Source organism: Streptomyces olindensis, assembly GCF_040645895.1.
GTDB lineage: Bacteria > Actinomycetota > Actinomycetes > Streptomycetales > Streptomycetaceae > Streptomyces > Streptomyces olindensis.
In genome coordinates this window covers 89,846-113,957 of record NZ_JBEYZD010000008.1, presented here as the reverse complement: position 1 = coordinate 113,957, position 24,112 = coordinate 89,846, and the positions used below count along the sequence as shown (strand labels likewise).

Below are 24,112 nucleotides of genomic sequence, written 5' to 3'. Positions count from 1 at the left end.
GGCTACAATCCGTGCATGCCCCTTACCTTCACGCTCGACCCGGCCGTCACCCCGGATCTTCGCGACGGCATCCTCGACCTGTGGACCGACGTGTCCAACGCCGGCGGGGCCGTCGGCTTCGTGCCGCCGGTGACGCGTGAGGAGATCCGGCCCCAGTTGCTGACGCACTTCGCGTCCATGGCGGAGGGGCGGGTCCGGCTGCTCGTCGGACACGACGAGGAGGGACGGGTCGCGGCCACCGCGTTCCTCACCTTCAACACGCACCACCTGATGACCCACTGGCTGTGGCTGTACACGGTGATGGTGCACCCGCGGCACCAGGGGAAGGGGTACGGCCGCGATCTGCTGGCCGCGGCCGCGGACGCCGCCCGGGGGATCGACGGGATCGAGGCGATCCGGCTGACCTGCCGGGGCGGGCTCGGGCTTGAGCGGTTCTACGAGTCCTGCGGCTACAAGGAGGTCGGCCGGATCCCGGGCGCCATCCGGGTCGCGCCGGGCGACGACCGCGATGACGTGATCATGCTCCTCCCGCTGAACTGACCCCCCTGCAAGATCGGCCCTCCGGCGTGCTTCACTGGACGGTGCCCCTTTGGGTGCGTTCTGGCCGTTCGAACCGGAAGAGTGGATTGAGATGCTCCGCTACACGCTGATGCGCCTCGGAATTTTCGTGGGCTGCCTCGTGGTCGTCTGGGGCGCCGTCTACTCCGGCCTCGCCCCGCGCGGCCTCGGCGCGAGCAACGGCCTGTGGGTCGTCCTGCTCGCCCTGCTCATCTCCGCGCCGATCAGCTTCGTCGTGCTGCGCAAGGAGCGGGACCGGGCGTCCATCCAGGTCGCGCAGCGGGTCGAGAAGATGAAGGCCAACCTGGACGCCAACCGCAGCCAGGAGGACGTCGCCGACGACACCGCCCGGGCCCAGGGGCAGACCTCGTAACGCCCCCACACGCTGCGCAGCGCCCCGTTTCCGTACTTGCTCGGAAACGGGGCGCTTTGCCTTGTATGGGTGTGTGTGCCCCGTCACCTGTCAAAGCCAGGCTTTGGGGTCCTCAAAGTTCAGGTGTTAAGGTTCGTGTATGAAGTCAGCAGCTGTGCCTCATTCGCCTCTGAGCGCTCCGCTCGTGGCGCGGCTGCACGTGGATCTCTGTCGGTGCGCGTCCGCTTTCTGTCGTCCCTGACGTAACGCAAGGCCCGTCGTCTCCCACGTCAGTTCCCCCTACGCGTCCCCCAACGGAGTCAGTCCGTGTCCTCATACACGAAGTCCTTCAAGGTGCCCTTCTGGGCCCAGATCATCGCCGGTCTCGTCCTGGGCGTGCTGCTCGGCTGGCTCGCCCGCGGCCAGGACCTCTCCTGGCTGGTCACGACCCTGGAGAAGGTCGGCGACACCTTCATCGGGCTGCTGAAGCTCGCCGTCGCGCCGCTCGTCTTCTTCGCGATCCTGGTGTCGATCACCAACCTGCGGAAGGTCAACAACGCGGCCCGCCTGGCCTCCCGCACCCTCCTCTGGTTCATGATCACCTCGCTGATCGCGGTGAGCATCGGCCTCGTCATCGGCCTGGTCACCAATCCCGGCGCCGGCACCGGCCTCACGCCCAAGGACGGCGCGAAGCCCGAGACCACCGGCTCCTGGATCGACTTCCTCACCGGCATCGTGCCGACCGACGTCATCACGCCGTTCACCGAGCTGAACGTCCTGCAGATCGTCTTCATGGCCGCCGTCGCCGGTATCGCCGCCCTCCAGCTCGGCGAGAAGGCCCAGCCGATCCTCACCCTGAGCGAGTCCGTCCTCACCCTGCTCCAGAAGGCGCTGTGGTGGGTCATCCGGCTCGCCCCGATCGGCACGATCGGCCTCATCGGCTACGCCATCGCCACCTACGGCTGGGACCTGATCGGCAAGTACGCGACGTTCACCGCGGACATCTACGTCGGCTGCCTCATCGTGCTGTTCGGCGTCTACCCGACGCTGCTCGCGACCGTCGCCAAGGTCAACCCGATCCAGTTCTTCAAGGGCGCCTGGCCCGCGATCCAGCTGGCCTTCGTCTCCCGCTCGTCCGTGGGCACCATGCCGCTGACGCAGAAGGTCACCGAGCGGCTCGGCGTGCCGAAGGAGTACGCCTCCTTCGCGGTGCCGTTCGGCGCCACCACCAAGATGGACGGCTGCGCCGCGATCTACCCGGCCATCGCCGCGATCTTCGTCGCCCAGATCTTCGACATCCAGCTGGGCATCGGCGACTACCTGCTCATCGCGTTCGTCTCGGTCGTCGGCTCCGCCGCCACGGCCGGTCTCACCGGCGCCACGGTCATGCTGACCCTCACCCTGTCCACCCTCGGCCTGCCGATGGAGGGCGTGGGTCTGCTCCTCGCGATCGACCCGATCCTGGACATGATCCGCACCGCGACCAACGTCGCCGGGCAGGCGCTGATCCCGGTCCTGGTCTCGGCCCGCGAGAACCTGCTCGACCGGGACGCCTACGCCACGGCCGACGGCTCCTCCCTGGACGAGCCGCGGGACGCGCGGCCCGAGCAGGTGCCCGCGGCGGCCTGACGTACCGACGGCCTCCGGCCGGTCCTTGGCGGGTTTCCCGGCCGAGGGCCGGTTGGCGGCTTTCCCGGCCGAGGACCGGCCGATGGGACCGTACGCTAAGCGGTATGGGTGCCGTGAAGACGAAGCGGATGCCGCGCGCGGTCCGTGAACAGCAGATGCTGGACGCCGCCGTGCGGATCTTCGGCCAACGCGGGTACATGGCCGCGTCGATGGACGAGATAGCCGAACTCGCGGGCGTCTCCAAGCCGTTGGTCTACCTGTACCTGAACTCGAAGGAAGACCTCTTCACCGCCTGCATCCGCCGGGAGGCCAAGGCCCTCGTCGAGGCGGTACGGGCCGGCGTCCGCCGCGATCTGCCCGCCGACCGGCAACTGTGGGAAGGCCTCGGCGCGTTCTTCGCGCACACCGCCGAGCACCCCGACGCCTGGTCGGTCCTGCACCTCCAGGCCCGTACGCACGGCGAGCCCTTCGCCGCCGAAGTCGCCGCGATGCGCGAGGAGATCGTCGCGTTCGTGACGCAGCTGATCCTCGCCGGGGCCCGCGAGGCCCACCGCGACCCCGACCTGCCCGAGCGCGAGGTCGCCGGGCTCGCCGAGGCCCTGGTCGGCGCCGCCGAGTCCCTCGCGGCCTGGGCCAACGCCACCCCGGGCGTCACCGCCCGCCAGGCGGCGGCCACGATGATGAACTTCGCCTGGTCCGGCCTCGGCGACCTCATGGCGGGACGGCCGTGGTCGCCTCCGGCGGAGGGGACGGACCCCCAGGCCGGGTGAGCCGTGGTCCCGGTCCCGGGTGGCGATCCGGCCGTGCTCCCGCTCAGGCGGGGAGCACCTCCCCGGTCACATGCACCCGGTCGCCCGGGCCCCGCAGTTCGAAGCGGCCGTTCTCCGCCGCGTAGGTCACCGTCCCCGGCAGCGGCACCGGTGCCCTGAAGTCCGCCCGCACCCGGCAGGCGTCCGGCGTGCCGTGCGCGGCCAGGCAGCGGGCGGCCGTCCACATGCCGTGGGCGATGGCCCGGGGGAAGCCGAACAGGCGGGCGGTGAGGGGGTGGAGGTGGATCGGGTTGCGGTCGCCGGAGGCGGCCCCGTAGCGCCGCCCGACGTCTCCGGCCAGTCGCCACTCCGCGACGGCGGGCAGCGGCTTGCGCGCCTCGCCCTCCTCGCGGGTCCCGTCCTCCTCGCGGGTCCCGTCCTCCTCGCGGGTCCCGTCCTCCTCGCGGGTCCCGTCCTTCTCGCGGGTCCCTTCGTTATCGCGTGCCCCGGCGGGACGCGCGGTGCCGTGTCGCGCCAGATACGTGCTCGTCGACTCCCAGACCACGTCCCCGGCGCCGCGCACCTCGGTGACGACCGTGGCCTCGGTGCCGCGCCGGTGCGGTGCCAACCCCTCGACGTGGACGGAGAGTTCGTAGGCGCCGGTGGCCGGCAGCGGTTCCCGCCGCGTGATCGTGACCGAGGTGTGGACGAGGCCGAGCAGCGGCAGCGGGAAGTCCCGGCCGCTCATCAGCCGCATGGCCAGGGGGAAGCCCAGCACGTGCGGATACGTCACCGGCAGCGCGTCCGCCCCGGTCGGGAACCCGCAGACCCGCTCGTAGGCCGCGAGCCGCGCCAGGTCGACGCGCAGGCCGGGCAGGACGAGCCGGGTGCGGGGGAACCGGGCGTCGGGGGCCGGGCGTTTGAAGGGGGACAGCAGGGCACCGCGGGCGAGGAGCGGGGCGAGGGAGGGGGACCCGGTGAGGACGAGAGCGGTGGAGTCGGCCATCACGCCCCCAGCAGGCTCTGGCCGCAGACGCGGACGACCTGGCCGTTGACCGCGCCCGAGGCCGGGTGCGCGAGCCAGGCGGTCGTCTCGGCGACGTCGACCGGGAGGCCGCCCTGGGCGAGGGAGTTCATCCGGCGGCCCGCCTCGCGGATGAACAGCGGGATCGCGGCCGTCATCTTCGTCTCGATGAAGCCCGGCGCGACCGCGTTGACCGTCACGCCGTGCTCGGCGAGCGCGCGCGGCGCCAGGGAGCGGACCAGGCCGACGACACCCGCCTTGCTCGCCCCGTAGTTGGTCTGCCCCGCGTTCCCGGCGAGGCCCGCGATCGAGGCGGTGGCCACGATCGAGCCGCCGCGCCGCAGCGTCCCCGCCTTCAGCAGGGCGTCCGTCGTGCGCAGCACACTCGCCAGGTTCACCTCGAGCACGGAGATCCAGCGTTCGGCCGGCATGTTCACCAGCCGCCGGTCGCGGGTGATGCCCGCGTTGTGGACCAGCAGGTCCAGGCCGTCCGGCAGGGCCTCGGCGATCCGGGCGCCCGCGTCGGCGGCGGTGATGTCGAGGAGCAGGGCGGTGCCGCCGAGCCGGTCGGCGACGCGCCGGGCGTCCTGCCCGGCCTGCGGCACGTCGAGGACGACGACCCGGGCCCCGTCCCGCGCGAGCGTCTCGGCGACGGCCTCGCCGATGCCGCGGGCGGCGCCGGTGACCAGGGCGGTGCGGCCGGTGAGGGGGCGGTCCCGGTCGGCGGGAGCGGTGGTCTCCCCGGGCGGGCCCACCTCGATCACCTGCCCGCTCACGTAGGCCGACTTGGGCGACAGCAGGAACCGCAGCGTGGACTCGGCGGCGGAGGCGTCCGTGAGGCGGACCAGGTTCACGGTCCTGCCCCGGCCGATCTCCTTGCCGAGCGAGCGCGTGAAGCCCTCCAGGGCCTGCTGGGCCGCCGCCTGGTGGTGGTCGGCCGGGTCGAGCGGGGCGCCGAGCACGACCACGCGGCCGCTCGCCGCGACCGACCGCACGACCGGGTGCAGGGCGGAGTGCACCTCGGCCAGGCCCTCCACGTCCCGCACCCCGGTCGCGTCCAGGACGACGGCGGCCGCCCGGTCGGCGCCGGCCGGGCCGATCCCCGTACGGGCCAGGACCGGCGCCAGGTCCAGGGCGGACGCGCCGGCCGTGAGGTGGCGCAGGCCGCCGTCCAGGGCGGGCCGCTCGGGGGACCAGCGCACCAGGTCCGCGGGCTGCGGCAGACCGAGCCGCCGGGTGAGGAAACGGCCGGGCCCGGTGGCGGTGAAGCTCAGATAGCGGTCGGCCATTCCAACTCCCGGTTTGCGACGACGGCTCAGTGCAGGGGCACAACTGCTTACTCTGGAGTAAGGTTACCGGAGGTAAGGCTACGTCACAGGCGAGGAGCAGGTCGAGATGAGCCCTCAGAAGATGTCGGTGCGGCGTGTGGCGGTCATCGGCGGAGCGCGCATCCCCTTCGCCCGCTCCGACGGCCCGTACGCCACCGCCTCCAACCAGCAGATGCTCACCGCCGCCCTGGACGGCCTCGTCGAGCGCCACGGGCTGCGGGAGCCGGGCGCCGTCGGGGAGTTCGTCGCCGGCGCGGTCCTCAAGCACAGCCGCGACTTCAACCTCGCCCGCGAGACCGTCCTCGGCTCGAAGCTCCACCCGAGCACCCCCGCCTACGACATCCAGCAGGCCTGCGGCACCGGCCTCCAGGCCGTCATCGCCGCCGCCAACAAGATCGCCCTCGGCCAGACCGACTCGGCGATCGCGGGCGGCGCCGACACCGCGAGCGACGCACCCCTCGGCGTCAACGACTCCCTGCGCCGGATCCTGCTGGAAGCCCGCCGGGCCAAGTCACTGAGCGGCCGGATGAAGGCCCTGGCGAAGGTGCGCCCGGGCCACCTCGTCCCCGACATCCCGCGCAACGCCGAGCCGCGCACCGGCCTGTCCATGGGCGAACACGCCGCCGTCACCGCCCGCGCCTGGGGCATCGGCCGCGAGGCCCAGGACGAACTGGCCGCGACCAGCCACCAGCGGCTGGCGGCGGCATACGAACGCGGCTTCTTCGAGGACCTGGTGATCCCCTTCCGGGGCCTCGCCCGCGACCAGAACCTGCGCCCCGGCTCGACCGTGGAGAAACTGGCCGCCCTGAAGCCGGTGTTCGGGCTCGACCACCCCGACCCGACCATGACGGCCGGGAACTCGACGCCCCTGACGGACGGTGCCGCCACCGTCCTGCTGGCGAGCGAGGACTGGGCGCGTGAGCGCGGCCTGGAGCCGCTGGCGTACCTCACCGCGTACGAGACGGCGGCCGTCGACTTCGTCGGCGGCGATGTCGCCGGCGGCGAGGACGGACTGCTCATGGCACCGGCGTACGCGGTCCCGCGCATGCTGGAGCGGGCCGGGCTCGGCCTGGACGACTTCGACCTCGTCGAGATCCACGAGGCGTTCGCCTCCCAGGTGCTGGCCACGCTCGCCGCCTGGGAGAAGCGCGGCCTCGGCACGGTGGACCGCGCCCGGCTGAACGTCGCCGGCTCCTCCCTCGCCACCGGCCACCCCTTCGCCGCCACCGGCGCCCGGATCGTCGCCACACTGGCGAAACTGCTCGCCGAACGGGACGCGCCCGCCCGGGGGTTGATCTCCGTGTGCGCGGCGGGCGGGCAGGGCGTGACGGCGATCCTTGAGCGGGCCTGACCGCACGGCAAACCGAAGCTGAAGGACCCTCACTTAACCTCCGAGAATGCACAGCCCTGGCTCCGGACCATCCCCGAACCCGCACAGACCCGCCACGCAAGGGCCGTACGATCCCGTTCCTACCGTCAGTAACCCCTTTCGGGGGGTTCCGCCGGTTGAGCGCCTCGGCGTGCGAGGCACGTACGTCATGCAGCAAGCAGTTCTCCAGCTGCACGCCCCAGGAGCCGCCCGTGTCCACTGCGTATCCCTCCTCCGCCTACGGCGACGTGTACGGCGGGCCGGTCCTGGTCGCGCCCGAGGTGCGGCGCATGGACGGGGCGGTGCGGGAGGCGTCCGTGCCGCCGCTGGCGCCGCCGTGGACGCACGGGTCGCTCGCCGACCTGCCGTTCGACAACGCGAGCGCCGACCCGGGCGCCGTGGTGCTCAGCCGCAAGGACGCCGACGGGCGCTGGAGCGACGTCACCGCCACCCGGTTCGCCGACCAGGTGCTGGCCGTGGCCAAGGGGCTGATCGCCGAGGGGCTGATGCCGGGCGACCGGGTCGCCGTGATGGCCCGCACCATCTACGAGTGGACGGTCCTGGACTTCGCGGCCTGGGCGGCCGGGCTGGTCACCGTCCCCGTCTACCCCACCTCCTCCGTCTTCCAGGCCCGCTGGATCCTCCAGGACTCCGGCGCGGTCGCCCTCGTCACCGAGACGGCCGGGCAGGCCGCCGCCCTCGGCCCCGAGCGGGAGCGGCTGCCCGACCTCAGGCACGTGTGGGTCGTGGAGAAGGGCCACGTGGAACGGCTCGCGGAGGCCGGTGCGCACCTGTCCGACCAGGAGGTGGAGGTGCGGCGCGGCATGCTCGGCCCGGACACCCTCGCCACCCTCGTCTACACCTCGGGCACCACCGGCCGCCCCAAGGGCTGCGCCCTCACCCACGGCAACTTCTTCGCCGAGGTCGACAACGCCATCGAGCTGCTCTACCCCGTCTTCCGGGCCAAGACCAGCGAAGAGGCCTCGGTCCTGCTGTTCCTGCCCATGTCCCACGTCTTCGGCCGCATGGTGGCGATCGCCTGCGTCCGGGCCCGGGTACGGCTGGGGCACGTGCCCAGCATCAAGGCGGAGGAACTGCTGCCGGACCTGGCGAGCTTCCGGCCGACCTGTCTGATCGCCATCCCGTACATGCTGGAGAAGGTCTTCAACTCGGCCCGCGCCAAGGCCGAGGCGGGCGGCCGGGTGACGTCGTTCGACCGCGCGGTGGCGGTGGCCCAGCGCTACGGAGAGGCGATGGAGGCCCGCCAGACGGGCACCGGCCCCGGCCCCTCCCGGGCCCTCAAGGCCGCCCGCGCCTTCTACGACCCGCTGGTCTACCGCCGCATCCGCAACGCCATGGGCGGCAGGGTCCGTTACGCGATCTGCGGCGGCTCACCGCTCGGCCGCCGCCTCGCCGCGTTCTACGCCGGTGCCGGCATCGAGATCTTCGAGGGCTACGGCCTGACCGAGACCACCGGCGCGTCGACCGTCACCCCGCCCCTGAAGCCCCGCCTGGGCACGGTCGGCTGGCCGCTGCCCGGCACCCGCGTCCGCATCGCCGCCGACGGCGAGATCCTCGTCGGCGGCGACCACGTGCTGCGCGGCTACTGGGACCCCCAGGCCGGCGGTGTCGTCCCCGCCGCACCCGACGGCTGGCTCGCCACCGGCGACATCGGCGAACTGGACGACGAGGGCTACCTCACGATCACCGGCCGCAAGAAGGAACTCCTCATCACCGCGGGCGGCAAGTCCGTCGCCCCGGCGCCCCTGGAGAACTGGCTGCGGGCCCACCCGCTGATCTCCCAGTGCCTCGTCCTCGGCGACGGCCGCCCCTACGTCTCCGCCCTGATCACCCTCGACGAGGCCGGCATCACCCACTGGCGCCGCATGAACGGCAAACACCCCGTCCCGCCCGGCCTCCTCGTCGACGACGAGGAACTCCGCGCCGTCCTCCAGCGCGCCGTCGACGAGGCCAACAAGATGGTCTCCCGCCCGGAGTCCATCCGCCGCTTCGTCATCCTCCCCGAGGACTTCACGGAGGAGGCGGGCCATCTGACCCCGTCGATGAAGCTCCGCCGCGAAGCGGTCCTGCGCGCCTTCGCGGCCGAGGTGGAGGGCCTGTACACGCGGTGAGGCACCTTTGCGATCCCTTCACACGTGGTTCTTGACGGCGCAAGGCGTGTGCCCGTTGGCTTTCAGCCACCCCATACACCTCGTAGCGATGCCCCCCATCGGAAGGCACCACCAGTGAAAGCGCGTAACACCCGTCGGACCGCTGTGCGCCCCGTCGCGATAGCCCTGGCGGCCTCCGTGTCGGTCCTGTCCCTCACCGCGTGCGGCGACGAGGGGAGCGACGACGCCGCCGTGAAGAAGGGCAACGACATCACCGTGGGCCTCCTGCTGCCCGACCGGGACACGGCCCGCTTCGAGAAGTTCGACTACCCGCTCATCAGGCAGGAGGTCGCCTCCCTCACGGAGAACAAGGGCAAGGTCCGCTACGCCAACGCCGAGGCGAGCGTCGCCCGGCAGAGCGAGCAGTTCCGGAAGATGATCGCCGACAAGGTCGACGTCATCCTCGTCGACGCGCTGAACTCCAAGTCCATCGCCCCGGACGTGCAGAAGGCCAAGGACGCCGGCATCCCGGTCATCGCCTACGACCGGCTCGCCGAGGGCCCGATCGACGCCTACGTCTCCCACGACAACGAACTCGTCGGCCAGGTGCAGGCCCGCGCCATCATGAGCGAACTCGGCGAGAACGCCGAGAAGAGCAAGGTCGTCATGATGAACGGCGACCCCGCCGACCCCAACACGGCCCGGTTCAAGAGCGGCGCGCTCGGCGAACTCCAGGGCCAGGTCGACATCGTGGAGCAGTACGACACCAAGGAGTGGAAGCCCGCGATCGCCAAGGCGAACATGGAGAAGGCGATCAAGGCCGTCGGGCTGAACAACATCGACGCCGTCTACTCCGCCAACGACGGCATGGCCGGCGCCGTCATCGAGGCGCTCAAGGAGGCGGGCGCCACCAGGATGCCGCCCGTGACCGGGCAGGACGCCAACCTGGACGCCGTGCAGCGGATCGTGTCGGGGGAGCAGTACATGACGGTGTACAAGCCCTTCCTGCTGGAGGCGACGAACGCCGCGAAGATCGCCGTGGCGAAGGTCCAGGGCCGCTCGATCGAGTTCGCCGCGCTGACCCGGGAGACGGTCGACAGCCCGACGCAGAAGAACATCCCCGCGATGCTCGTGCCGGTGGTCGCCCTCACCAAGGACAACATCAAGGAGACGGTGATCACGGACGGCGTGTACACCGTGAAGGACATCTGCACCCCGAAGTACAAGGCGGACTGCGCGGCGATCGGCCTGGAGTAGACCGGCCCTCAGGGCGCGGGAACCCCGGGTATTGGAATCATCAGTCCAAAATTGTGCTAGCGTCCTGCCATGGCCCGGCCGAGGAAGTTCGACGAGGAGCGGGCTCTGGACGCGGCGATGCGCGTGTTCTGGGAGAGGGGTTACGAGGCCACCTCCACCCAGGACCTGTGCGACGCCACCGGTCTGGGGCGCAGCAGCATCTACAACACCTTCCAGAGCAAGCACGACCTGTTCGAGCGTGCGCTCGCGCACTACCTGGACACCATGACGGCGGCGCAGACGGCGGTGCTGGACGACCTGGAGCGGCCGGCCGCCGACCGGGTGCGCGCGCTGCTCACCCAGGTCGTCGAGAGCGAGGCGGAGTGCCGGATCGACTCCGGACGGGCCCTGGGCTGCCTGGGCGTCAACACCGTCGTGGAGCTGGCCGACCGCGACCCCGCGGCGGCCGCGGTGCTGGAGCGTGACACCGCGCGGCGCCTGGCCGCCTACCGCGCCGTGCTGGAGCAGGGCCGGCGCGACGGCAGCATCACCGCCTCGCGTGACCCGGAGGCACTCGCCCGGTTCCTCAACGCGACGGTCGCCGGGCTGCGCGTCTCCAGCCAGGGCGGCGCCGGCCGGGCCGAGTTGGAGATGATCGCCGAGACCGCCATGGACGCGCTGGGGTCCTGAATCCGGCGGAGGGGGGCCTCGGCTTCCTCGGGCGGGTGCATGCCCCTTCACCCCGGCATGCCCCAGTTTTGAACTGACCAATACATAACTCTGGACCGAGAGCAGGCGCCCGGTCCCCCCGGAGCAGAGGAGTCTCCCGTGCCCCGTGCCGTATACGTCCTGGCGCTCGGCATCTTCGCCATGGTGACCAGCGAGTTCGTGGTCGCCGGGCTGATGCCGCAGATGGCGGAGGGCCTGCACGTCACCGTCCCGCAGATCGGGTACCTGATCACCGTCTTCGCCGCGGCCATGGCGGCCGGCGGCCCCTTCCTCACCATGGCGGTGGGCAGACTCGCCCCCCGCACCGCCCTGCTGACCCTCTTCGCCGTCTTCCTGGCCGGCAACGTCCTGGCCGCCACCGCGCCCGGCTACGCCGTGATGACGGTCGCCCGGGTCATCACCGGCGTGGCCTCCCAGGCCTTCTTCGGCGTCGCCGTCTCCCTGTGCGTCCGGCTCGCCCGCCCGGAGCTGCGCGGCCGGGCCATCGCGGTCGTCATGAACGGGCTGATGCTCGGCACGCTGCTCGGCCTGCCCCTGTCCACGCTGGTCGGCGAGCGGTACGGCTGGCGGGCCGCGTTCTGGGCGATATCGGGCCTGGCCCTGGTCGCCGCGGCCGTGACCCTCGTCGGCGTACCGCGCCTCGCGCGCCTCGGGGACGGCGGCGGACTCCGCTCGGAACTCGGCGTCTTCCGCAACCCCAAGCTCTGGCTGGTGCTGTCCACCAGCACGCTGATCATCGGCGCGACCTTCTCCGCCTTCAGCTACTTCAACCCGATCCTCACCGAGGTCACCGGCTTCGCCGGCGGCACCGTCCCCCTCCTGCTCATCGCCTACGGCGCCGCCACCGTCGTCGGCAACACCGTCGTCGGCCGTCTCGCCGACCGGCGGACCGTGCCCGTCCTCGCCACCGGCCTGCTGCTCAACGCGCTGTTCCTCACGGGCTTCGCGCTCCTCGCCGACCTGCCCGTCGCCGCCGTCGTCTGCATGCTGGGCATCGGACTGGTCGGCGTCACGATGAACCCGGCGATGGTCACCCGCGTCCAGCGGACCGGCAACGCGGGCCCCCTGGTCAACACCGTCCACTCCTCCTTCATCACCCTCGGCGTCATCCTCGGCTCCTCCCTCGGCGCCGTCGCCATCGAGGCCCGGGGTCTGCGCGCCGCCCTCTGGCTCGGTGCGGGCATGGCCGTGCTGGGGCTGGCGACGATGCTGCCGGAGTTCACGTCGGGGGGCTCCGGGGGCTCCGGGGGCTCTGGGGGCTCCGCGGCGCCCGGGGATTCCGGCCCCGCCCGGCGCGAGGTCCCCACCGGGACCGGCACGCGGGCCTGAGGGAGAACTCCCTTACGGGCCAAGGCCCTTGACTTCTCCGGGCGCCCGCGCGAAAGTCCCCTCCCTTCCTGTTCGCTGCCGGGCTGGAGCCGCCATGACCACAGGTACGCACTCCGCAGGGACTCCCGGATCCCCGTCCCGAAGACGACTGCTGGCCGGTGCCGCCGGGGCCGGGCTCGCCGTCGCCGCGGGAGTCCAACAGGGCGCCCACGCCGCCGACTTACGCCCGCTCGGCACGTACGACGTCGTCGTCATCGGGTCGGGAGCCGCCGGAATGACCGCCGCGCTGACCGCGGCCCGGCAGGGCCTGAGCTGCGTCGTCCTGGAGAAGGCGCCGACCTTCGGCGGATCGGCCGCCCGCTCCGGCGCCGGGATCTGGATCCCCAACAACTCCGTGATCCTCGCGGCCGGCGTCCCGGACACCCCCGCCAAGGCCGCCGCCTACCTCGCCGCGGTCGTCGGCCGGGACGTCCCCGCCGACCGGCAGCGCGCCTTCCTCGCCCACGGCCCGGCGGCGCTCTCCCTCGTCATGGCCCACAGCCCCCTGCGCTTCCGCTGGATGGAGGGCTACAGCGACTACTACCCCGAGCTCCCCGGCGGCCTCCCGAACGGCCGCTCCATCGAACCCGACCAGCTCGACGGCAGGGTCCTCGGCGCCGAACTGGCCCGGCTGAACCCGCCGTACATGGACGTCCCCGCCGGCATGGTCGTCTTCGGCGCCGACTACAAGTGGCTCGCCCTGGCCGCCGTGAACGCCCGGGGCGCCGCGGTCGCCGCGCAGTGCCTCGCCCGGGGCGCGAAGGCGGCGGCGCTCGGGCAGAAGCCCCTGACGATGGGGCAGGCGCTGGCGGCGGGCCTGCGCGCGGGGCTCGCCTCCGCCGGGGTCCCGGTGTGGCTGAACACCCCGCTGACGGACCTGCACGTCGAGAACGGCACCGTCACCGGAGCCGTCGTCACCCGCGACGGCGCCCCGGGCCTGGTCCGCGCCCGCCGGGGCGTGATCGTCGGCTCCGGCGGCTTCGAGCACAACGCGGCGATGCGCGAACGCTTCCAGCGCCGGCCCATCGGCACGGACTGGACCGTCGGCGCCAAGGAGAACACCGGCGACGGCATCCGGGCCGGGGAGCGGCTCGGCGCGGCCCTCGACCTGATGGACGACGCGTGGTGGGGCCCGGCGATCCCGCTGCCCGGCCGGCCGTACTTCTGCCTCGCGGAACGCACCCTGCCCGGCGGCCTGCTGGTCAACGCCGCAGGCCGGCGCTTCGTCAACGAGGCCGCGCCCTACGGCGACGTCGTCCACACCATGTACGACGTCCACGACACCGACCCGGCCATCCCGTCCTGGCTGATCGTCGACCAGAACTACCGCAACCGGTACCTCTTCAAGGACATCGCCCCGACGCTGCCGCTGCCCGCCGAGTGGTACGACTCCGGCGCCGCGCACAAGGCCTGGACCCTGGACGCCCTGGCCGCGTCCATCGGCGTCCCGCCGGCCGCCCTGCGCACCACGGTCGACCGCTTCAACACCCTCGCGCTGCGCGGCGAGGACCCCGACCACCATCGCGGCGACAGCGCCTACGACCACTACTACACGGACCCGTCGGTCCTCCCGAACTCCTGCCTGGCCCCCCTCTGGCTCCCGCCCTACCACGCCTTCCGCATCGTCCCCGGCGACCTCGGCACCAAGGGCGGCCTGCGCACCGACGCCCGCGCCCGCGTGCTGCGCGAGGACGGCTCGGTGATCCCGGGCCTGTACGCCGCGGGCAACGCGAGCGCGGCGGTCATGGGCCACAGCTACGCCGGGGCGGGCTCGACGATCGGCCCGGCGATGACGTTCGGGTACATCGCGGCGAGGGATTGCGCGGGGGTGTTGTAGAGGCGGTGTTGGTGTGGCAGCGGGGGGGGGGCTGGCCTAGGCGACAGCCGCCGGCTTGCGGGCCACGAGGCACGCCTGGGCGACCGGTTCGCCGAAGGTTTCGTCGGGCTCCCGCACCGTGCGTGAGCGCAGGGTGAACCCGGCCTCCTCCAGCAGCGCGGCGATCCGCTCCGGCCGGCGGCGGCGGAAGTCCAGCGCCACCTGGTGGCCGAAGGCGCCCTCGTGGCGACGCGGCTCGTCACCGACCTGGAAGGCGACGATCAGGTGGCCTCCCGGGCGCAGGACGCGGCGGAACTCGGCGAAGAGGTCCGGCAGCCGGTCCAGCGGGGTGTGGATGGTCGAGTACCAGAACACGACACCGTCCAGCCCACCGTCGGGCAGGTCCAGCTCCAGCATCGAGCCCTGCACGAACCGCAGTCCGGGATTCTCGCGGCGGGCGATCGCGAGCATCGACTCCGACAGGTCCAGGCCGAACACGGACAGCCCCCGGGCCGCCAGGAACCCCGTCACCCGGCCGGGCCCGCACCCGAGGTCGGCGACCTCGCCCCCGGCGCCGACGAGCTCCGCGAACCCGGTCAGCAGCCCCCGGTCCAGCGCCGTGCCCACACCGGCGTCCCGGAAGTGCTCGGCGTAGTCCTCGGCGATGGTGTCGTAGAAGGTACGGGTCTCGGTGAGGAAGTCGACGTCGGCCATGCCCGGGAGCCTACGACCCGGGCACGCCCGACCGACCATTTCCGGCCCGCCTGTCCGCTCCTGACTGTTGCCCGGGGCTGGGCGACTCCGTGCCTGGGTGTTCCGTGTCCCCGGCTTCCGCCGGCGGCTCGCCCTCCGGGTCTTCGCCCGCCGGCTCGTCCCCGGGGCTTCGGTCGGTGGCCCGTCCCTGCCTTCGGGGCGCGGGCCGCCTCCCGGGCTTCGCCTGAGAGGCTGAGGCCCGGGGTCGTGCGCTTGGTCGGCCTGCCGGGCCTGCCGGGCCTGCCGGGCCTTCACGGCTGTGGCCGAGCCCCTGCCCTTCGGGGGAGCGGGCCGCCCCCCGGCGGGCCTGCCTCGCGCTCGCCGGTTCGTGCCCGGCGCTGCCTGCCCGCGTGGCTGCCCTCCCCGCCCTGCGCGTGGCGGGCTCATGTCTCTCGCCTGGGGGCCTGAGCCCATGTCCCCCGCCCGATGGCCGGAGGCCTACTCCCCGCCCGGGGGCCGGAGGCCTACTCCCCGTCCGGGCCGGGGGCTACTCCTCGCCCGGCGAGCTCGTCCCCTGCCCCTCGCGCCCCCGCGCGGCGCCCAGGCCCGCTCCCGCGCCGATCGCCGTGCCCAGGCCCAGGCCGAGGGCCAGGCCGAGGCCCAGGTTGTCGAAGACCGTGATACCGAGCACCAGCCCGGTCGCCGCGCCGAGGGAGAGGCCGAGTGACAGGCCGGTCGCGAGGTGGTTGGTCCCGGGGGATCCACTGTTCTGTTCGTCGTTCCGCATCCGAACATTCTCTCGAGTCCGGGCAGTGGCGAGAAGAATTCGCCCAGAATTCACGAAGGGGCGCCCCGGGAAAAGGCAGGAGCCCCGCCGCCTGACGGCGCGGGGCTCCTTGGGTACTGCTATCAGACCGGCGTGACGTTCTCAGCCTGCGGGCCCTTCGGACCCTGCGTGACGTCGAAAGACACCTGCTGGTTCTCCTCGAGGGACCGGAATCCGGTCGCGTTGATCGCGGAGTAGTGGACGAAGACGTCGGGGCCGCCGCCCTCCTGGGCGATGAAACCAAAGCCCTTTTCGGCGTTGAACCACTTAACGGTTCCGGTAGCCATAAGCCCTCCTTGGGCTCAAAAGGGTTGCCCTGCTCCAGAACCAGCAAGTGTGAAGATGAATTCTGCACAACTGCATACGTCTGAGAATGACGAGAGCCCGCGGTCACATGCTCCGCAGGCTCTGTACTGCAAGGGAAACCAAACTGCAACTTGCGACGAGCCTAGCACGCGACCACCGGAAAGCAATAGGGGTCAAGATCACGTCACCCGAATGTTTGAACATCCCCGGCCGACTGGCCGTGAAGGCGCATGCCCCCCGGCCGCGCGCCGACACCGGGGCCGCGCGCCGGTCCGTACGCCGTGAGGGCTAGCCTCACGATGTGGACAATCCTCGCACCCGGCCGCGCGTCGGCCACATCCAGTTCCTGAACTGCCTGCCCCTCTACTGGGGGCTCGCCAGAACGGGCACGCTCCTCGACTTCGAGCTCACCAAGGACACTCCGGAGAAGCTCAGCGAGAAGCTGGTGCAGGGCGATCTCGACATCGGTCCGATCACCCTGGTCGAGTTCCTCAAGCACGCCGACGACCTGGTCGCCTTCCCCGACATCGCCGTCGGCTGCGACGGCCCGGTCATGTCCTGCGTGATCGTCTCGCAGGTCCCCCTGGACCGGCTCGACGGCGCCCGCGTCGCCCTCGGGTCGACCTCCCGCACCTCCGTCCGCCTCGCCCAGCTGCTCCTCGCCGAGCGCTACGGCGTCCAGCCGGACTACTACACCTGCCCGCCCGACCTCAGCCTGATGATGCAGGAGGCCGAGGCCGCCGTCCTCATCGGCGACGCGGCGCTGCGCGCGAACATGCTCGACGGGCCGCGCTTCGGGCTGGAGGTGCACGACCTGGGGACGCTGTGGAAGGAGTGGACGGGCCTGCCGTTCGTCTTCGCGGTCTGGGCGGCGCGCCGCGACTACCTGGAACGCGAGCCGGTCCTCACCCGCCGGGTGCACGAGGCCTTCCTCGACTCCCGCAATCTCTCCCTCGAAGAGGTCGGCAAGGTCGCCGAGCAGGCCGCCCGCTGGGAGGCCTTCGACGAGGCGACCCTCGCCCGCTACTTCACCACCCTCGACTTCCGCTTCGGCGGCCCGCAGCTGGAGGCCGTCGCCGAGTTCGCCCGCCGCGTCGGCCCGACGACCGGCTTCCCGGCGGACGTGAAGGTGGACCTGCTCCAGCCGTGAGCCGGGCGCCGCTCCGGCACTACTCTGCTGGGGAGTGCGCGCGTACGGGGGCCGGCGAAGGCCTGCACATGCCCACGGGGACATCCCTGGGAGGGGACATGCCCACGGGGGACCTGCCCACGGGGGACGCGTGCCTATGGGGGAGGGGTGACGCCCATGCGGCCGCTCGACGTCGACGAACCCACCGTCGTGGGTCCCTACCGGCTGCTCGGCCGGCTGGGCTCCGGCGGCATGGGCCGGGTCTACCTGGGCCGCAGCGCCGGCGGCCGCACGGTCGCGGTGAAGATCGTGCACCCGCACTTCGCGCTGGACGACGAGTTCCGGGCCCGGTTCCGGCGCGAGGTCGACGCCGCGCGCCGGGTGGGCGGCGCCTGGACGGCACCCGTGCTGGACGCCGACCCGGAGGCGCGCGTGCCGTGGGTGGCGACGGCGTACGCGGCGGGCCCCTCGCTGTCCGCCGCGGTCGCCGACGGCGGTCCGCTGCCGGCCCCCACCGTACGAGCCCTGGGAGCGGGGCTCGCCGAGGCGCTGGCGGCGGTGCACGAGCTGGGCCTCGTCCACCGGGACGTGAAGCCGTCGAACGTCCTGCTCACCCTGGACGGCCCGCTGCTGATCGACTTCGGCATCGCCCGGGCCACGGACGGCACGGCGTCCCTGACGTCCACGGGCGTCTCGATCGGCTCGCCCGGCTACATGTCGCCCGAGCAGATCCTGGGCCACGGCGTCACGGGCGCGGCGGACGTCTTCTCCCTGGGCGCGGTCCTGGCGTACGCGGCGACCGGCGCACCGCCCTTCCCCGGGGACTCCTCGGCGGCCCTGCTCTACAAGGTCGTCCACGAGGAGCCGGAACTCGGCCTCCTGGACGGGGAGCTGCGCTCCCTGACGGCGGCCTGCCTGGCGAAGGACCCGGGCGCGCGGCCGGCTCCCGCGGAACTGGCCCGGCGGCTCGCCCCCGAGGGAGCGGCCCGGCTGGTGGCGGGCGGGTGGCTGCCGGGGACGCTGGTGGAGCAGGTGAGCCGCAGCGCCGTGCGGCTGCTGAACCTGGAGGCGACGGGGACGGGCGCGCCCTCGGGACCGGTGGGGTTCAGCAGTCCGTCCGTGGGGGAGCCGGACGCGGGCGGGGCAGGCGCCGCCGCGGGGGTGTTCGGGCCGCCGCCGGTGATGGACGGACCGATGCCCGCACCGCCGGCATCACCATCGGCATCAGCGGCACCACTGGCATCAGCGGCACCAGCTCCCGCCGCCGTACCCGTACCCGAACCCCGCGACGGGCACCGCGAGGACACCGTCGTCCCCTCCGGGGGCCGTCGGCCCGGCAAGCTCTCCGTCTCCGTCGCCGCGACCTCCACGCCCGAGGGCGGAGGGCGGGTGCGGAAGCTGAGCTGCACCGTGGCGCTGGCCGTCGCGGGGGCGATGGCGGCCGTGACGATCGGGTCCGTGCTCGTCCTCGACCTGCTGCCGGGCGGGGAAGGCCAGGACGACGCGGGTTCGGGCAGCGGCGACGCCTACTCGCCGCCCGGGGCGACCGCGAGCTCCGCCCCCTCCGGTACGGTGCCCGCCGCCTACCTCGGCACCTGGGAGGGCCAGGGCACCGCCCTCGACGGCCGGCTGCCCGTCGGCACGTTCCGGATCACGGTCGAACAGGCCGCGGTCGGTCAGGAGTTGGGACGGCTCCGCCAGACCGACCAGATCGGCGGCGTCTGCGTCGACGTACTGACCCTGAAGCAGGTGACGAAGAAGGAGCTCGTCGCGACGTCCGTCGGAGCGAAGACCAACCACGGCGGCTGCAACCCCGCCCCCACGACCGTCCACCTCACACCGGTGGGCGATGACCTCCAGTACCGCTCGGAGAGCACGGAGTCGGGGCGTCCGCAGGCTCGGATGTCGAAGGTGCGGTAGGGGTACTCCACAGCCGACGCGCCCACCCGCCCTGCCAGTTCCCCATGGTCACTACTGTGTCTGCGATAGCGAAGACCATCACACGAACCGGATGTTCCAGGCACGGTTCGCAACGGGGAAGGCCCGGCATGGACACACTGCAACCGGATGATCCGCGGGAGTTGGGCACCTATCGCCTTCTGCGAAGACTCGGCGCCGGTGGAATGGGCCGCGTCTACCTCGCCCGGTCGCCCGGCGGCCGTACCGTCGCCGTCAAGGTCGTACGGCCGGACCTCGCCGCGGACACCGACTTCCGCGCCCGGTTCCGGCACGAGATCGAGATAGCCAAGGCGGTGTCGGGCCGCTACACCGCGCCGGTCGTGGACGCCGACCCGGACGCGCCGCTGCCGTGGCTGGCGACGTCGTACGTGCTCGGCCCCGACCTCACGGACGTGGTCGCCGCGCACGGCGCGCTGCCGGAGCACACGGTGCGCGCTCTGGCCGCCGGCCTTGCCGCCGCCCTCCAGGAGATCCACGCGGCCGGCCTCATCCACCGGGACCTCAAGCCCTCCAACGTCCTGCTCGCCGCGGACGGGCCGCGGGTCATCGACTTCGGCATAGCGCGGGCCGTGGACGGCAACCGGATGACGCAGACGGGGGTGGTGGTCGGTTCGCCCGGCTACATGCCGCCGGAGCAGGCACTGGGCCAGGACGTCGGCAGCGCAGGCGACGTCTTCTCGCTCGGCGCCGTCCTCACCTTCGCCGCGACCGGCCACCCGGCCTTCGGTGACGGCACCGCCTCGCACGCCTCGATGCTCTACCAAGTCGTGCACGGCGAGGCCGACCTGACCGGCGTACCGCAGTCGCTGCTGGGCCTCGTCCGCGCCTGTCTCCTCAAGGATCCCGCCGGACGGCCGACGCCCTCGGAGATCGCCACAGCGCTCGCCCCGCAGGGCGTCGACGGTCTGCTCAGGGACTGGCTGCCGTCAGCGGTGGCGTCGACGATCGCCACCCATGCGGCCGGAATCCTGGACCTGGACGCTCCCCAGGAACCGGCACCGGCACCGGCACCGGCGACGGCAGGGACCTTCGGCCCCGCGCCGACGACGCTGGACGGCACGCCGGCGCCCGCCCCCACACCGGCGGCGGGATACGGCTACGCGCAGACACCCGGTTACGGCACTCCCCCCGCGCCCGGTTACGGCGGCCCCTCCGCCCCTCCTTACGGCACACCTCCCGGCGGCAACGGCACATTCGGTTACGGCGCCCCGCCCTCTGTCCCCGGCACGCCCGCGCCGGGCACCGTGCCCGTGGGCTCCGCCGCCCCCACCGGCTCCGGTCCCTCGCGCCGTCGCGCTCTCTCGCTCGCCCTCGGCGGTGCGGCGGCCGTCGCGGCGATCGGCGGCGGCACCGCGTGGTTGCTCGGCCGGGACGGCGACGCGTCCGACGCCGCAGGCGGCAAGGGAGGCGTGGGCCGGCCGGTCGGGGAGAACTTCACCACGCCTCCGGCCGGGGTGGCGCCGCAGCCCCTGTGGCATGAGAGCGCGGACCCGGACAGCACCGCCCCGGACGAGCCGCTCCTGACCTACGGCGGCCTGCTGCTGGTCAGTGGTGATCCCCTGGTGGCGTACGACGTGGCGACCGGAGACGCCCGTTGGTCCAAGCCGGGCATCTGCCGCCCCGGCGCCCCGCTCCTGTTCCACGACGGCAAGGTGTACCTGGCCGACGGGGACTACGACGGCGTCCTCGTCGCCTACGACGTACGCACCGGTGAGGAGTCCTGGCGCAGCCGGCTCGGCAAGGCACTGACCGTCGAGGGCACGATCGCCGTCGACGGCAGCAACGTGTACGTCACGGCGAAGGACTACGGCGAGTCCCGCGGCGCCACCGACTACCGCACGGCCGTCGCCGCCATCAGCCACACCACCGGCCGGAAGGTGTGGGTCCAGCGGCGCGACTGGGGCACGAAGGACTACGACGTCCAGGGCACCGTCTCGGGCAGGCACCTCGTCTACACCGACTCCAATCTCAACGTCACCGTGCGCGACACCGCCACCGGCGACCAGTTGTGGACCCGGAAGATCGGTGACGAGTGGAGCTGGCGGCCCACCGTCGCGAACGGGCTGGTCTTCCTGCCCGGCGAGCAACTCACCGCGCTCGACGCGGAGACGGGGAACAGGCGGTGGTCCCTGTCGCCCAACGGCCGACGCGGCTTCCACAACCCGACCGCCATCGACGGTGTGCTCTACGCCGCCGACTTCGACGGCGGTGTCTGGGCCGTGAGCGCCAAGACAGGCAAGCGTCTCTGGCTGTGCGAGGACCCCGGCGCCGACGAGCCCCCGCAGACGTTCCTGAAGGCGGGGACCACCCTGTACGGGGCCTCGGGACCGCTGGACGGCGGCGGTGTCTTCGCCCTGAACGCCAAGACGGGCAAGGGCCGCTGGGTGTACGACGACAACAAGGAGACCGGCGAGCCGTGGCAGGCCGCCCTGGCCGGCAACCGGCTGCTCGTGACCCACGGGGCAGAGGTCTACGCACTGCCGGCGGTGTGATCCCGGACGGCGCCAGGCCACGGGATCATCCGGCCTATCCCGTGGCCTGTGTGCCGCAGCATTCCCTTGCCCGGTGTGATGGGAGCGCCGACCGTCCTCCGCGATGCGGGGTCCTGGGGGAGTTTGCTGTTACGGCCATGCAATCGACGGCCCGTAACTACACTCGCGCCCCATGCGCTCCCCCCACAACAGCAAGCACAGGAAGCCAAGACGAGGCGGCGTCTCCCGAGGAGGCCGAGAAGAAGTGCCCGGGGGCGGTGACGCCCCCTGACCCCCGCCGACCTACCCCCCACACCCCCCTCCCCACCACTCCGGACCCCGGCCCCACCCCGCCGCTCCAAACCCCGCCACAAACAATCCCGAGACCCTCGAGCCCACTGGCTGCTTCTCGCTCTCACGCTCCCCCTCGTTCTCGCCCTGCTGGTCTTCGAGGGCTGGACACGGCACGAGGTCGACGCCGCGAAGGCGCGGACGCCGTGTGTCTCGCCCGTGCCTGAGGGCGTCGCCGGGGGCGGGCCCGTGATCGGGATCAATCGGGACGGGATACGGAGCGGGGCCATGCCCGCCCGGACCGTCGCGCTCACCTTCGACGGCGGGCCCGACCCCGTCTGGACACCCCGGCTGCTCGACCTGCTCCGCAGGAACAGGGCGCGCGCCACCTTCTTCGTGCACGGCGCCCAGGCCGCCCGGCATCCGGAGCTGATGCGGCGTATCCGGGCCGAGGGGCATGAGATCGGGTCCAACACGTATACGGGAGCGGTCCTCGGGGAGTCCTCCGCGCCCCGGTTCCGGGCCGAGCTCGAACTGACCCAGACCGCCCTCGCGGGAACCGCCGGGGTGCGTACCAACCTGCTGCGGATGCCGAGGACCACCACGCCCGACACCCTGTGCGGCCGCGAATGGCAGGCGGCGCGGCGGGCCACCGGGTACGGGTACGTGCTGGTCGCCGCCGACAAGGGGGCGAAGAGGCCCGCGCAGGGGATCGTCCGGCAGTTCAGTCAGACGGAGAGCGCGTACCAGGAGGCGCGCAGGCTGCTGAAGAACCGGGGCGTCGACCGGTTCACCACCGTCTCCGACGGGCTCGGGCTCGTGCCCTACGCCTCCCCGTCCCTCGCCGAGCGGTGGCTGGGGCGGGGGCTCGTCCAGGTGACCGGTCTCGGGCGTGCCTTCTCCACCGCCATGATCTGGATCCTCGGTGTCGCCGGCGGGCTGGGCGTGCTGCGGCTGCTGCTGCTCGCGCTCTTCGCCCGGACCCATGTGCGACGGCTGGAGCGGTTCCGCACCGGGGCGCCCTGGATGCGGGAGACGTCCGGGCCGGTGACCGTGCTCGTCCCGGCGTACAACGAGGAGGCCGGGATCGGGTCGACCCTGCGGTCGCTGCTGGACTCCACCCACCGGCAACTGCAGGTCGTCGTCATCGACGACGGGTCGAGCGATCGGACCGCCGACATCGCCGAGAACACGGGGGATCCGCGGGTGGAGGTCGTACGGCAGGCCAACTCCGGGAAGGCCGCCGCCCTCAACGCCGGGCTCGCGCACGCCCGGTACGACATCGTCGTGATGGTCGACGCCGACACCGTCTTCGAGCCCGACGCCATCGAACGGATCGTGCAGCCGCTCGCGCACCCCGCCGTGGGTGCCGTCAGCGGCAACACCAAGGTCGGCAACCGGCGCAGCCTGCTCGCCCGGTGGCAGCACCTGGAGTACGTCTTCGGGTTCAACCTCGACCGGCGCATGTTCGAGGTGCTGGAGTGCATGCCCACCGTCCCCGGCGCCATCGGGGCCTTCCGGCGGGACGCGGTGATCGGCGTCGGCGGGGTCAGCGAGGACACCCTCGCCGAGGACACCGACCTGACGATGGCCCTGTGGCGGGCCGGCTGGCGGGTGCTGTACGAGGAGTCCGCCGTCGCCTGGACCGAAGTGCCCACCACTGTCCGGCAGTTGTGGCGGCAGCGGTACCGGTGGTGTTACGGCACCCTGCAGGCGATGTGGAAGCATCGCGGGGCGCTGGTCGCCACGGGGCCCGCCGGGCGGTTCGGGCGGCGCGGGCTGACGTACCTCGCGCTGTTCCAGGTCGCGCTGCCGCTGCTCGCGCCGGTCATCGACGTCTACGCCCTGTACGGCGTGCTGTTCCGCGACCCGTGGGAGTCGGCCGCGGTCTGGTTCGCCTTCCTCGGCGTGCAGGTCGTCTGCTCCGGCTACGCGCTGAGACTCGACGGCGAACCGGTGCGGGCGCTGTGGTCGATGCCGTTCCAGATCGTCGTCTACCGGCAGTTGATGTACCTCGTCGTCATCCAGTCGCTGGTCGCGCTGCTGCTCGGCAGCCGGCTGCGGTGGCAGCGGATGAAGCGGTCCGGTACGGCCGCTGAACAGATCGGTGGGCCGGTTCCGTATAGGAGCGTGCCGATGCGCTGACCTGAGAGACCCCCCACAGCACC

Annotated in this window: 20 protein-coding genes; 15 read left to right on the top strand and 5 right to left on the bottom strand. The window is 72.5% G+C overall.

Annotation, left to right across the window (positions count from 1 at the left end; translation table 11 throughout):
- Positions 1–15 precede the first annotated feature (15 nt).
- The 5 genes from ABZ948_RS07055 to ABZ948_RS07035 all read left to right on the top strand — a co-directional run bounded on the left by ABZ948_RS07055 (position 16) and on the right by ABZ948_RS07035 (position 3,309).
- Positions 16–540 (top strand): GNAT family N-acetyltransferase, encoded by a 525-nt coding sequence (locus tag ABZ948_RS07055; RefSeq protein WP_359757920.1) that lies wholly within the window; start codon positions 16–18, stop codon positions 538–540.
- Between the two features lie 91 nt (positions 541–631).
- Complete coding sequence (locus ABZ948_RS07050; protein WP_359757919.1) at positions 632–931, top strand: DUF4229 domain-containing protein; 300 nt, start codon at positions 632–634, stop codon at positions 929–931.
- Between the two features lie 139 nt (positions 932–1,070).
- Positions 1,071–1,172, top strand: coding sequence for a putative leader peptide (locus tag ABZ948_RS07045; RefSeq protein ID WP_359757918.1), 102 nt, complete (start codon positions 1,071–1,073; stop codon positions 1,170–1,172).
- 65 nt (positions 1,173–1,237) lie between these two features.
- On the top strand, positions 1,238–2,539 hold the full coding sequence (locus ABZ948_RS07040; RefSeq protein ID WP_359757917.1) for a dicarboxylate/amino acid:cation symporter: 1,302 nt from the start codon (positions 1,238–1,240) through the stop codon (positions 2,537–2,539).
- 104 nt (positions 2,540–2,643) lie between these two features.
- A complete protein-coding gene (locus tag ABZ948_RS07035) occupies positions 2,644–3,309 on the top strand; it encodes a TetR/AcrR family transcriptional regulator (protein WP_359757916.1) in 666 nt (221 codons plus the stop codon).
- Between the two features lie 43 nt (positions 3,310–3,352).
- Here ABZ948_RS07035 and ABZ948_RS07030 read toward each other — a convergent pair whose 3' ends face one another.
- Positions 3,353–4,294: a MaoC family dehydratase gene (locus ABZ948_RS07030; RefSeq protein WP_359757915.1), complete on the bottom strand. Its 942-nt coding sequence runs from the start codon at positions 4,292–4,294 to the stop codon at positions 3,353–3,355.
- Positions 4,294–5,601, bottom strand: a complete 1,308-nt coding sequence (locus ABZ948_RS07025; protein WP_359757914.1) for a 3-oxoacyl-ACP reductase — start codon at positions 5,599–5,601, stop codon at positions 4,294–4,296. Before ABZ948_RS07025 ends, ABZ948_RS07030 begins: the two co-directional genes overlap by 1 nt.
- 106 nt (positions 5,602–5,707) lie before the next feature.
- On the opposite strand from ABZ948_RS07025, the gene ABZ948_RS07020 reads away from it, so the two are divergent.
- From ABZ948_RS07020 to kstD, 6 genes are all read left to right on the top strand, one after another.
- Positions 5,708–6,991 carry an acetyl-CoA C-acetyltransferase gene (locus tag ABZ948_RS07020; protein WP_359757913.1) on the top strand — a complete coding sequence of 428 codons (1,284 nt, stop codon included), beginning with the start codon at positions 5,708–5,710 and terminating at the stop codon, positions 6,989–6,991.
- Positions 6,992–7,221: 230 nt separating this feature from the next.
- A complete protein-coding gene (locus ABZ948_RS07015) occupies positions 7,222–9,141 on the top strand; it encodes an AMP-dependent synthetase/ligase (RefSeq protein ID WP_359757912.1) in 1,920 nt (639 codons plus the stop codon).
- Positions 9,142–9,285: 144 nt separating this feature from the next.
- Complete coding sequence (locus ABZ948_RS07010) at positions 9,286–10,377, top strand: sugar ABC transporter substrate-binding protein (RefSeq protein ID WP_359757911.1); 1,092 nt, start codon at positions 9,286–9,288, stop codon at positions 10,375–10,377.
- 69 nt (positions 10,378–10,446) lie between these two features.
- Entirely contained in the window at positions 10,447–11,046 is a 600-nt protein-coding gene (locus ABZ948_RS07005) for a TetR/AcrR family transcriptional regulator (RefSeq protein WP_359757910.1), read from the top strand.
- A 138-nt stretch (positions 11,047–11,184) separates the two neighbouring features.
- Positions 11,185–12,414, top strand: a complete 1,230-nt coding sequence (locus ABZ948_RS07000; RefSeq protein WP_359757909.1) for an MFS transporter — start codon at positions 11,185–11,187, stop codon at positions 12,412–12,414.
- A gap of 94 nt (positions 12,415–12,508) precedes the next feature.
- Positions 12,509–14,290: a 3-oxosteroid 1-dehydrogenase gene (gene kstD / locus ABZ948_RS06995; protein ID WP_359757908.1), complete on the top strand. Its 1,782-nt coding sequence runs from the start codon at positions 12,509–12,511 to the stop codon at positions 14,288–14,290.
- A gap of 36 nt (positions 14,291–14,326) precedes the next feature.
- On the opposite strand, the gene ABZ948_RS06990 is transcribed toward kstD, so the two are convergent.
- The 3 genes from ABZ948_RS06990 to ABZ948_RS06980 form a co-directional block, all read right to left on the bottom strand.
- Positions 14,327–14,983 carry a class I SAM-dependent methyltransferase gene (locus ABZ948_RS06990; RefSeq protein WP_359757907.1) on the bottom strand — a complete coding sequence of 219 codons (657 nt, stop codon included), beginning with the start codon at positions 14,981–14,983 and terminating at the stop codon, positions 14,327–14,329.
- Positions 14,984–15,509: 526 nt separating this feature from the next.
- The gene (locus ABZ948_RS06985; RefSeq protein ID WP_359757906.1) at positions 15,510–15,749 is read right to left on the bottom strand and encodes a glycine zipper domain-containing protein; all 240 of its coding nucleotides are present in this window, start codon (positions 15,747–15,749) and stop codon (positions 15,510–15,512) included.
- Between the two features lie 122 nt (positions 15,750–15,871).
- Positions 15,872–16,075, bottom strand: coding sequence for a cold-shock protein (locus ABZ948_RS06980; protein ID WP_004984723.1), 204 nt, complete (start codon positions 16,073–16,075; stop codon positions 15,872–15,874).
- Positions 16,076–16,395: 320 nt separating this feature from the next.
- Between ABZ948_RS06980 and ABZ948_RS06975 the strand changes: the two genes are divergently transcribed.
- From ABZ948_RS06975 to ABZ948_RS06960, 4 genes are all read left to right on the top strand, one after another.
- Entirely contained in the window at positions 16,396–17,244 is an 849-nt protein-coding gene (locus tag ABZ948_RS06975) for a menaquinone biosynthetic enzyme MqnA/MqnD family protein (RefSeq protein ID WP_359757905.1), read from the top strand.
- 156 nt (positions 17,245–17,400) lie between these two features.
- Positions 17,401–19,143 carry a serine/threonine-protein kinase gene (locus ABZ948_RS06970; RefSeq protein WP_359757904.1) on the top strand — a complete coding sequence of 581 codons (1,743 nt, stop codon included), beginning with the start codon at positions 17,401–17,403 and terminating at the stop codon, positions 19,141–19,143.
- A 128-nt stretch (positions 19,144–19,271) separates the two neighbouring features.
- A complete protein-coding gene (locus ABZ948_RS06965; RefSeq protein WP_359757903.1) occupies positions 19,272–21,674 on the top strand; it encodes a serine/threonine-protein kinase in 2,403 nt (800 codons plus the stop codon).
- 558 nt (positions 21,675–22,232) lie between these two features.
- The gene (locus ABZ948_RS06960) at positions 22,233–24,089 is read left to right on the top strand and encodes a bifunctional polysaccharide deacetylase/glycosyltransferase family 2 protein (protein WP_494487288.1); all 1,857 of its coding nucleotides are present in this window, start codon (positions 22,233–22,235) and stop codon (positions 24,087–24,089) included.
- Positions 24,090–24,112 lie beyond the last annotated feature (23 nt).

Coding starts and splice junctions, on each gene's coding strand:
- ABZ948_RS07055 (WP_359757920.1), top strand. CDS start 16: ATGCCCCTTACCTTCACGCTCGACCCGGCCGTCACCCCGGATCTTCGC.
- ABZ948_RS07050 (WP_359757919.1), top strand. CDS start 632: ATGCTCCGCTACACGCTGATGCGCCTCGGAATTTTCGTGGGCTGCCTC.
- ABZ948_RS07045 (WP_359757918.1), top strand. CDS start 1,071: ATGAAGTCAGCAGCTGTGCCTCATTCGCCTCTGAGCGCTCCGCTCGTG.
- ABZ948_RS07035 (WP_359757916.1), top strand. CDS start 2,644: ATGGGTGCCGTGAAGACGAAGCGGATGCCGCGCGCGGTCCGTGAACAG.
- ABZ948_RS07030 (WP_359757915.1), bottom strand. CDS start 4,294: ATGGCCGACTCCACCGCTCTCGTCCTCACCGGGTCCCCCTCCCTCGCC.
- ABZ948_RS07025 (WP_359757914.1), bottom strand. CDS start 5,601: ATGGCCGACCGCTATCTGAGCTTCACCGCCACCGGGCCCGGCCGTTTC.
- ABZ948_RS07020 (WP_359757913.1), top strand. CDS start 5,708: ATGAGCCCTCAGAAGATGTCGGTGCGGCGTGTGGCGGTCATCGGCGGA.
- ABZ948_RS07005 (WP_359757910.1), top strand. CDS start 10,447: ATGGCCCGGCCGAGGAAGTTCGACGAGGAGCGGGCTCTGGACGCGGCG.
- kstD (WP_359757908.1), top strand. CDS start 12,509: ATGACCACAGGTACGCACTCCGCAGGGACTCCCGGATCCCCGTCCCGA.
- ABZ948_RS06990 (WP_359757907.1), bottom strand. CDS start 14,983: ATGGCCGACGTCGACTTCCTCACCGAGACCCGTACCTTCTACGACACC.
- ABZ948_RS06985 (WP_359757906.1), bottom strand. CDS start 15,749: ATGCGGAACGACGAACAGAACAGTGGATCCCCCGGGACCAACCACCTC.
- ABZ948_RS06980 (WP_004984723.1), bottom strand. CDS start 16,075: ATGGCTACCGGAACCGTTAAGTGGTTCAACGCCGAAAAGGGCTTTGGT.
- ABZ948_RS06970 (WP_359757904.1), top strand. CDS start 17,401: ATGCGGCCGCTCGACGTCGACGAACCCACCGTCGTGGGTCCCTACCGG.
- ABZ948_RS06965 (WP_359757903.1), top strand. CDS start 19,272: ATGGACACACTGCAACCGGATGATCCGCGGGAGTTGGGCACCTATCGC.
- ABZ948_RS06960 (WP_494487288.1), top strand. CDS start 22,233: ATGCCCGCCCGGACCGTCGCGCTCACCTTCGACGGCGGGCCCGACCCC.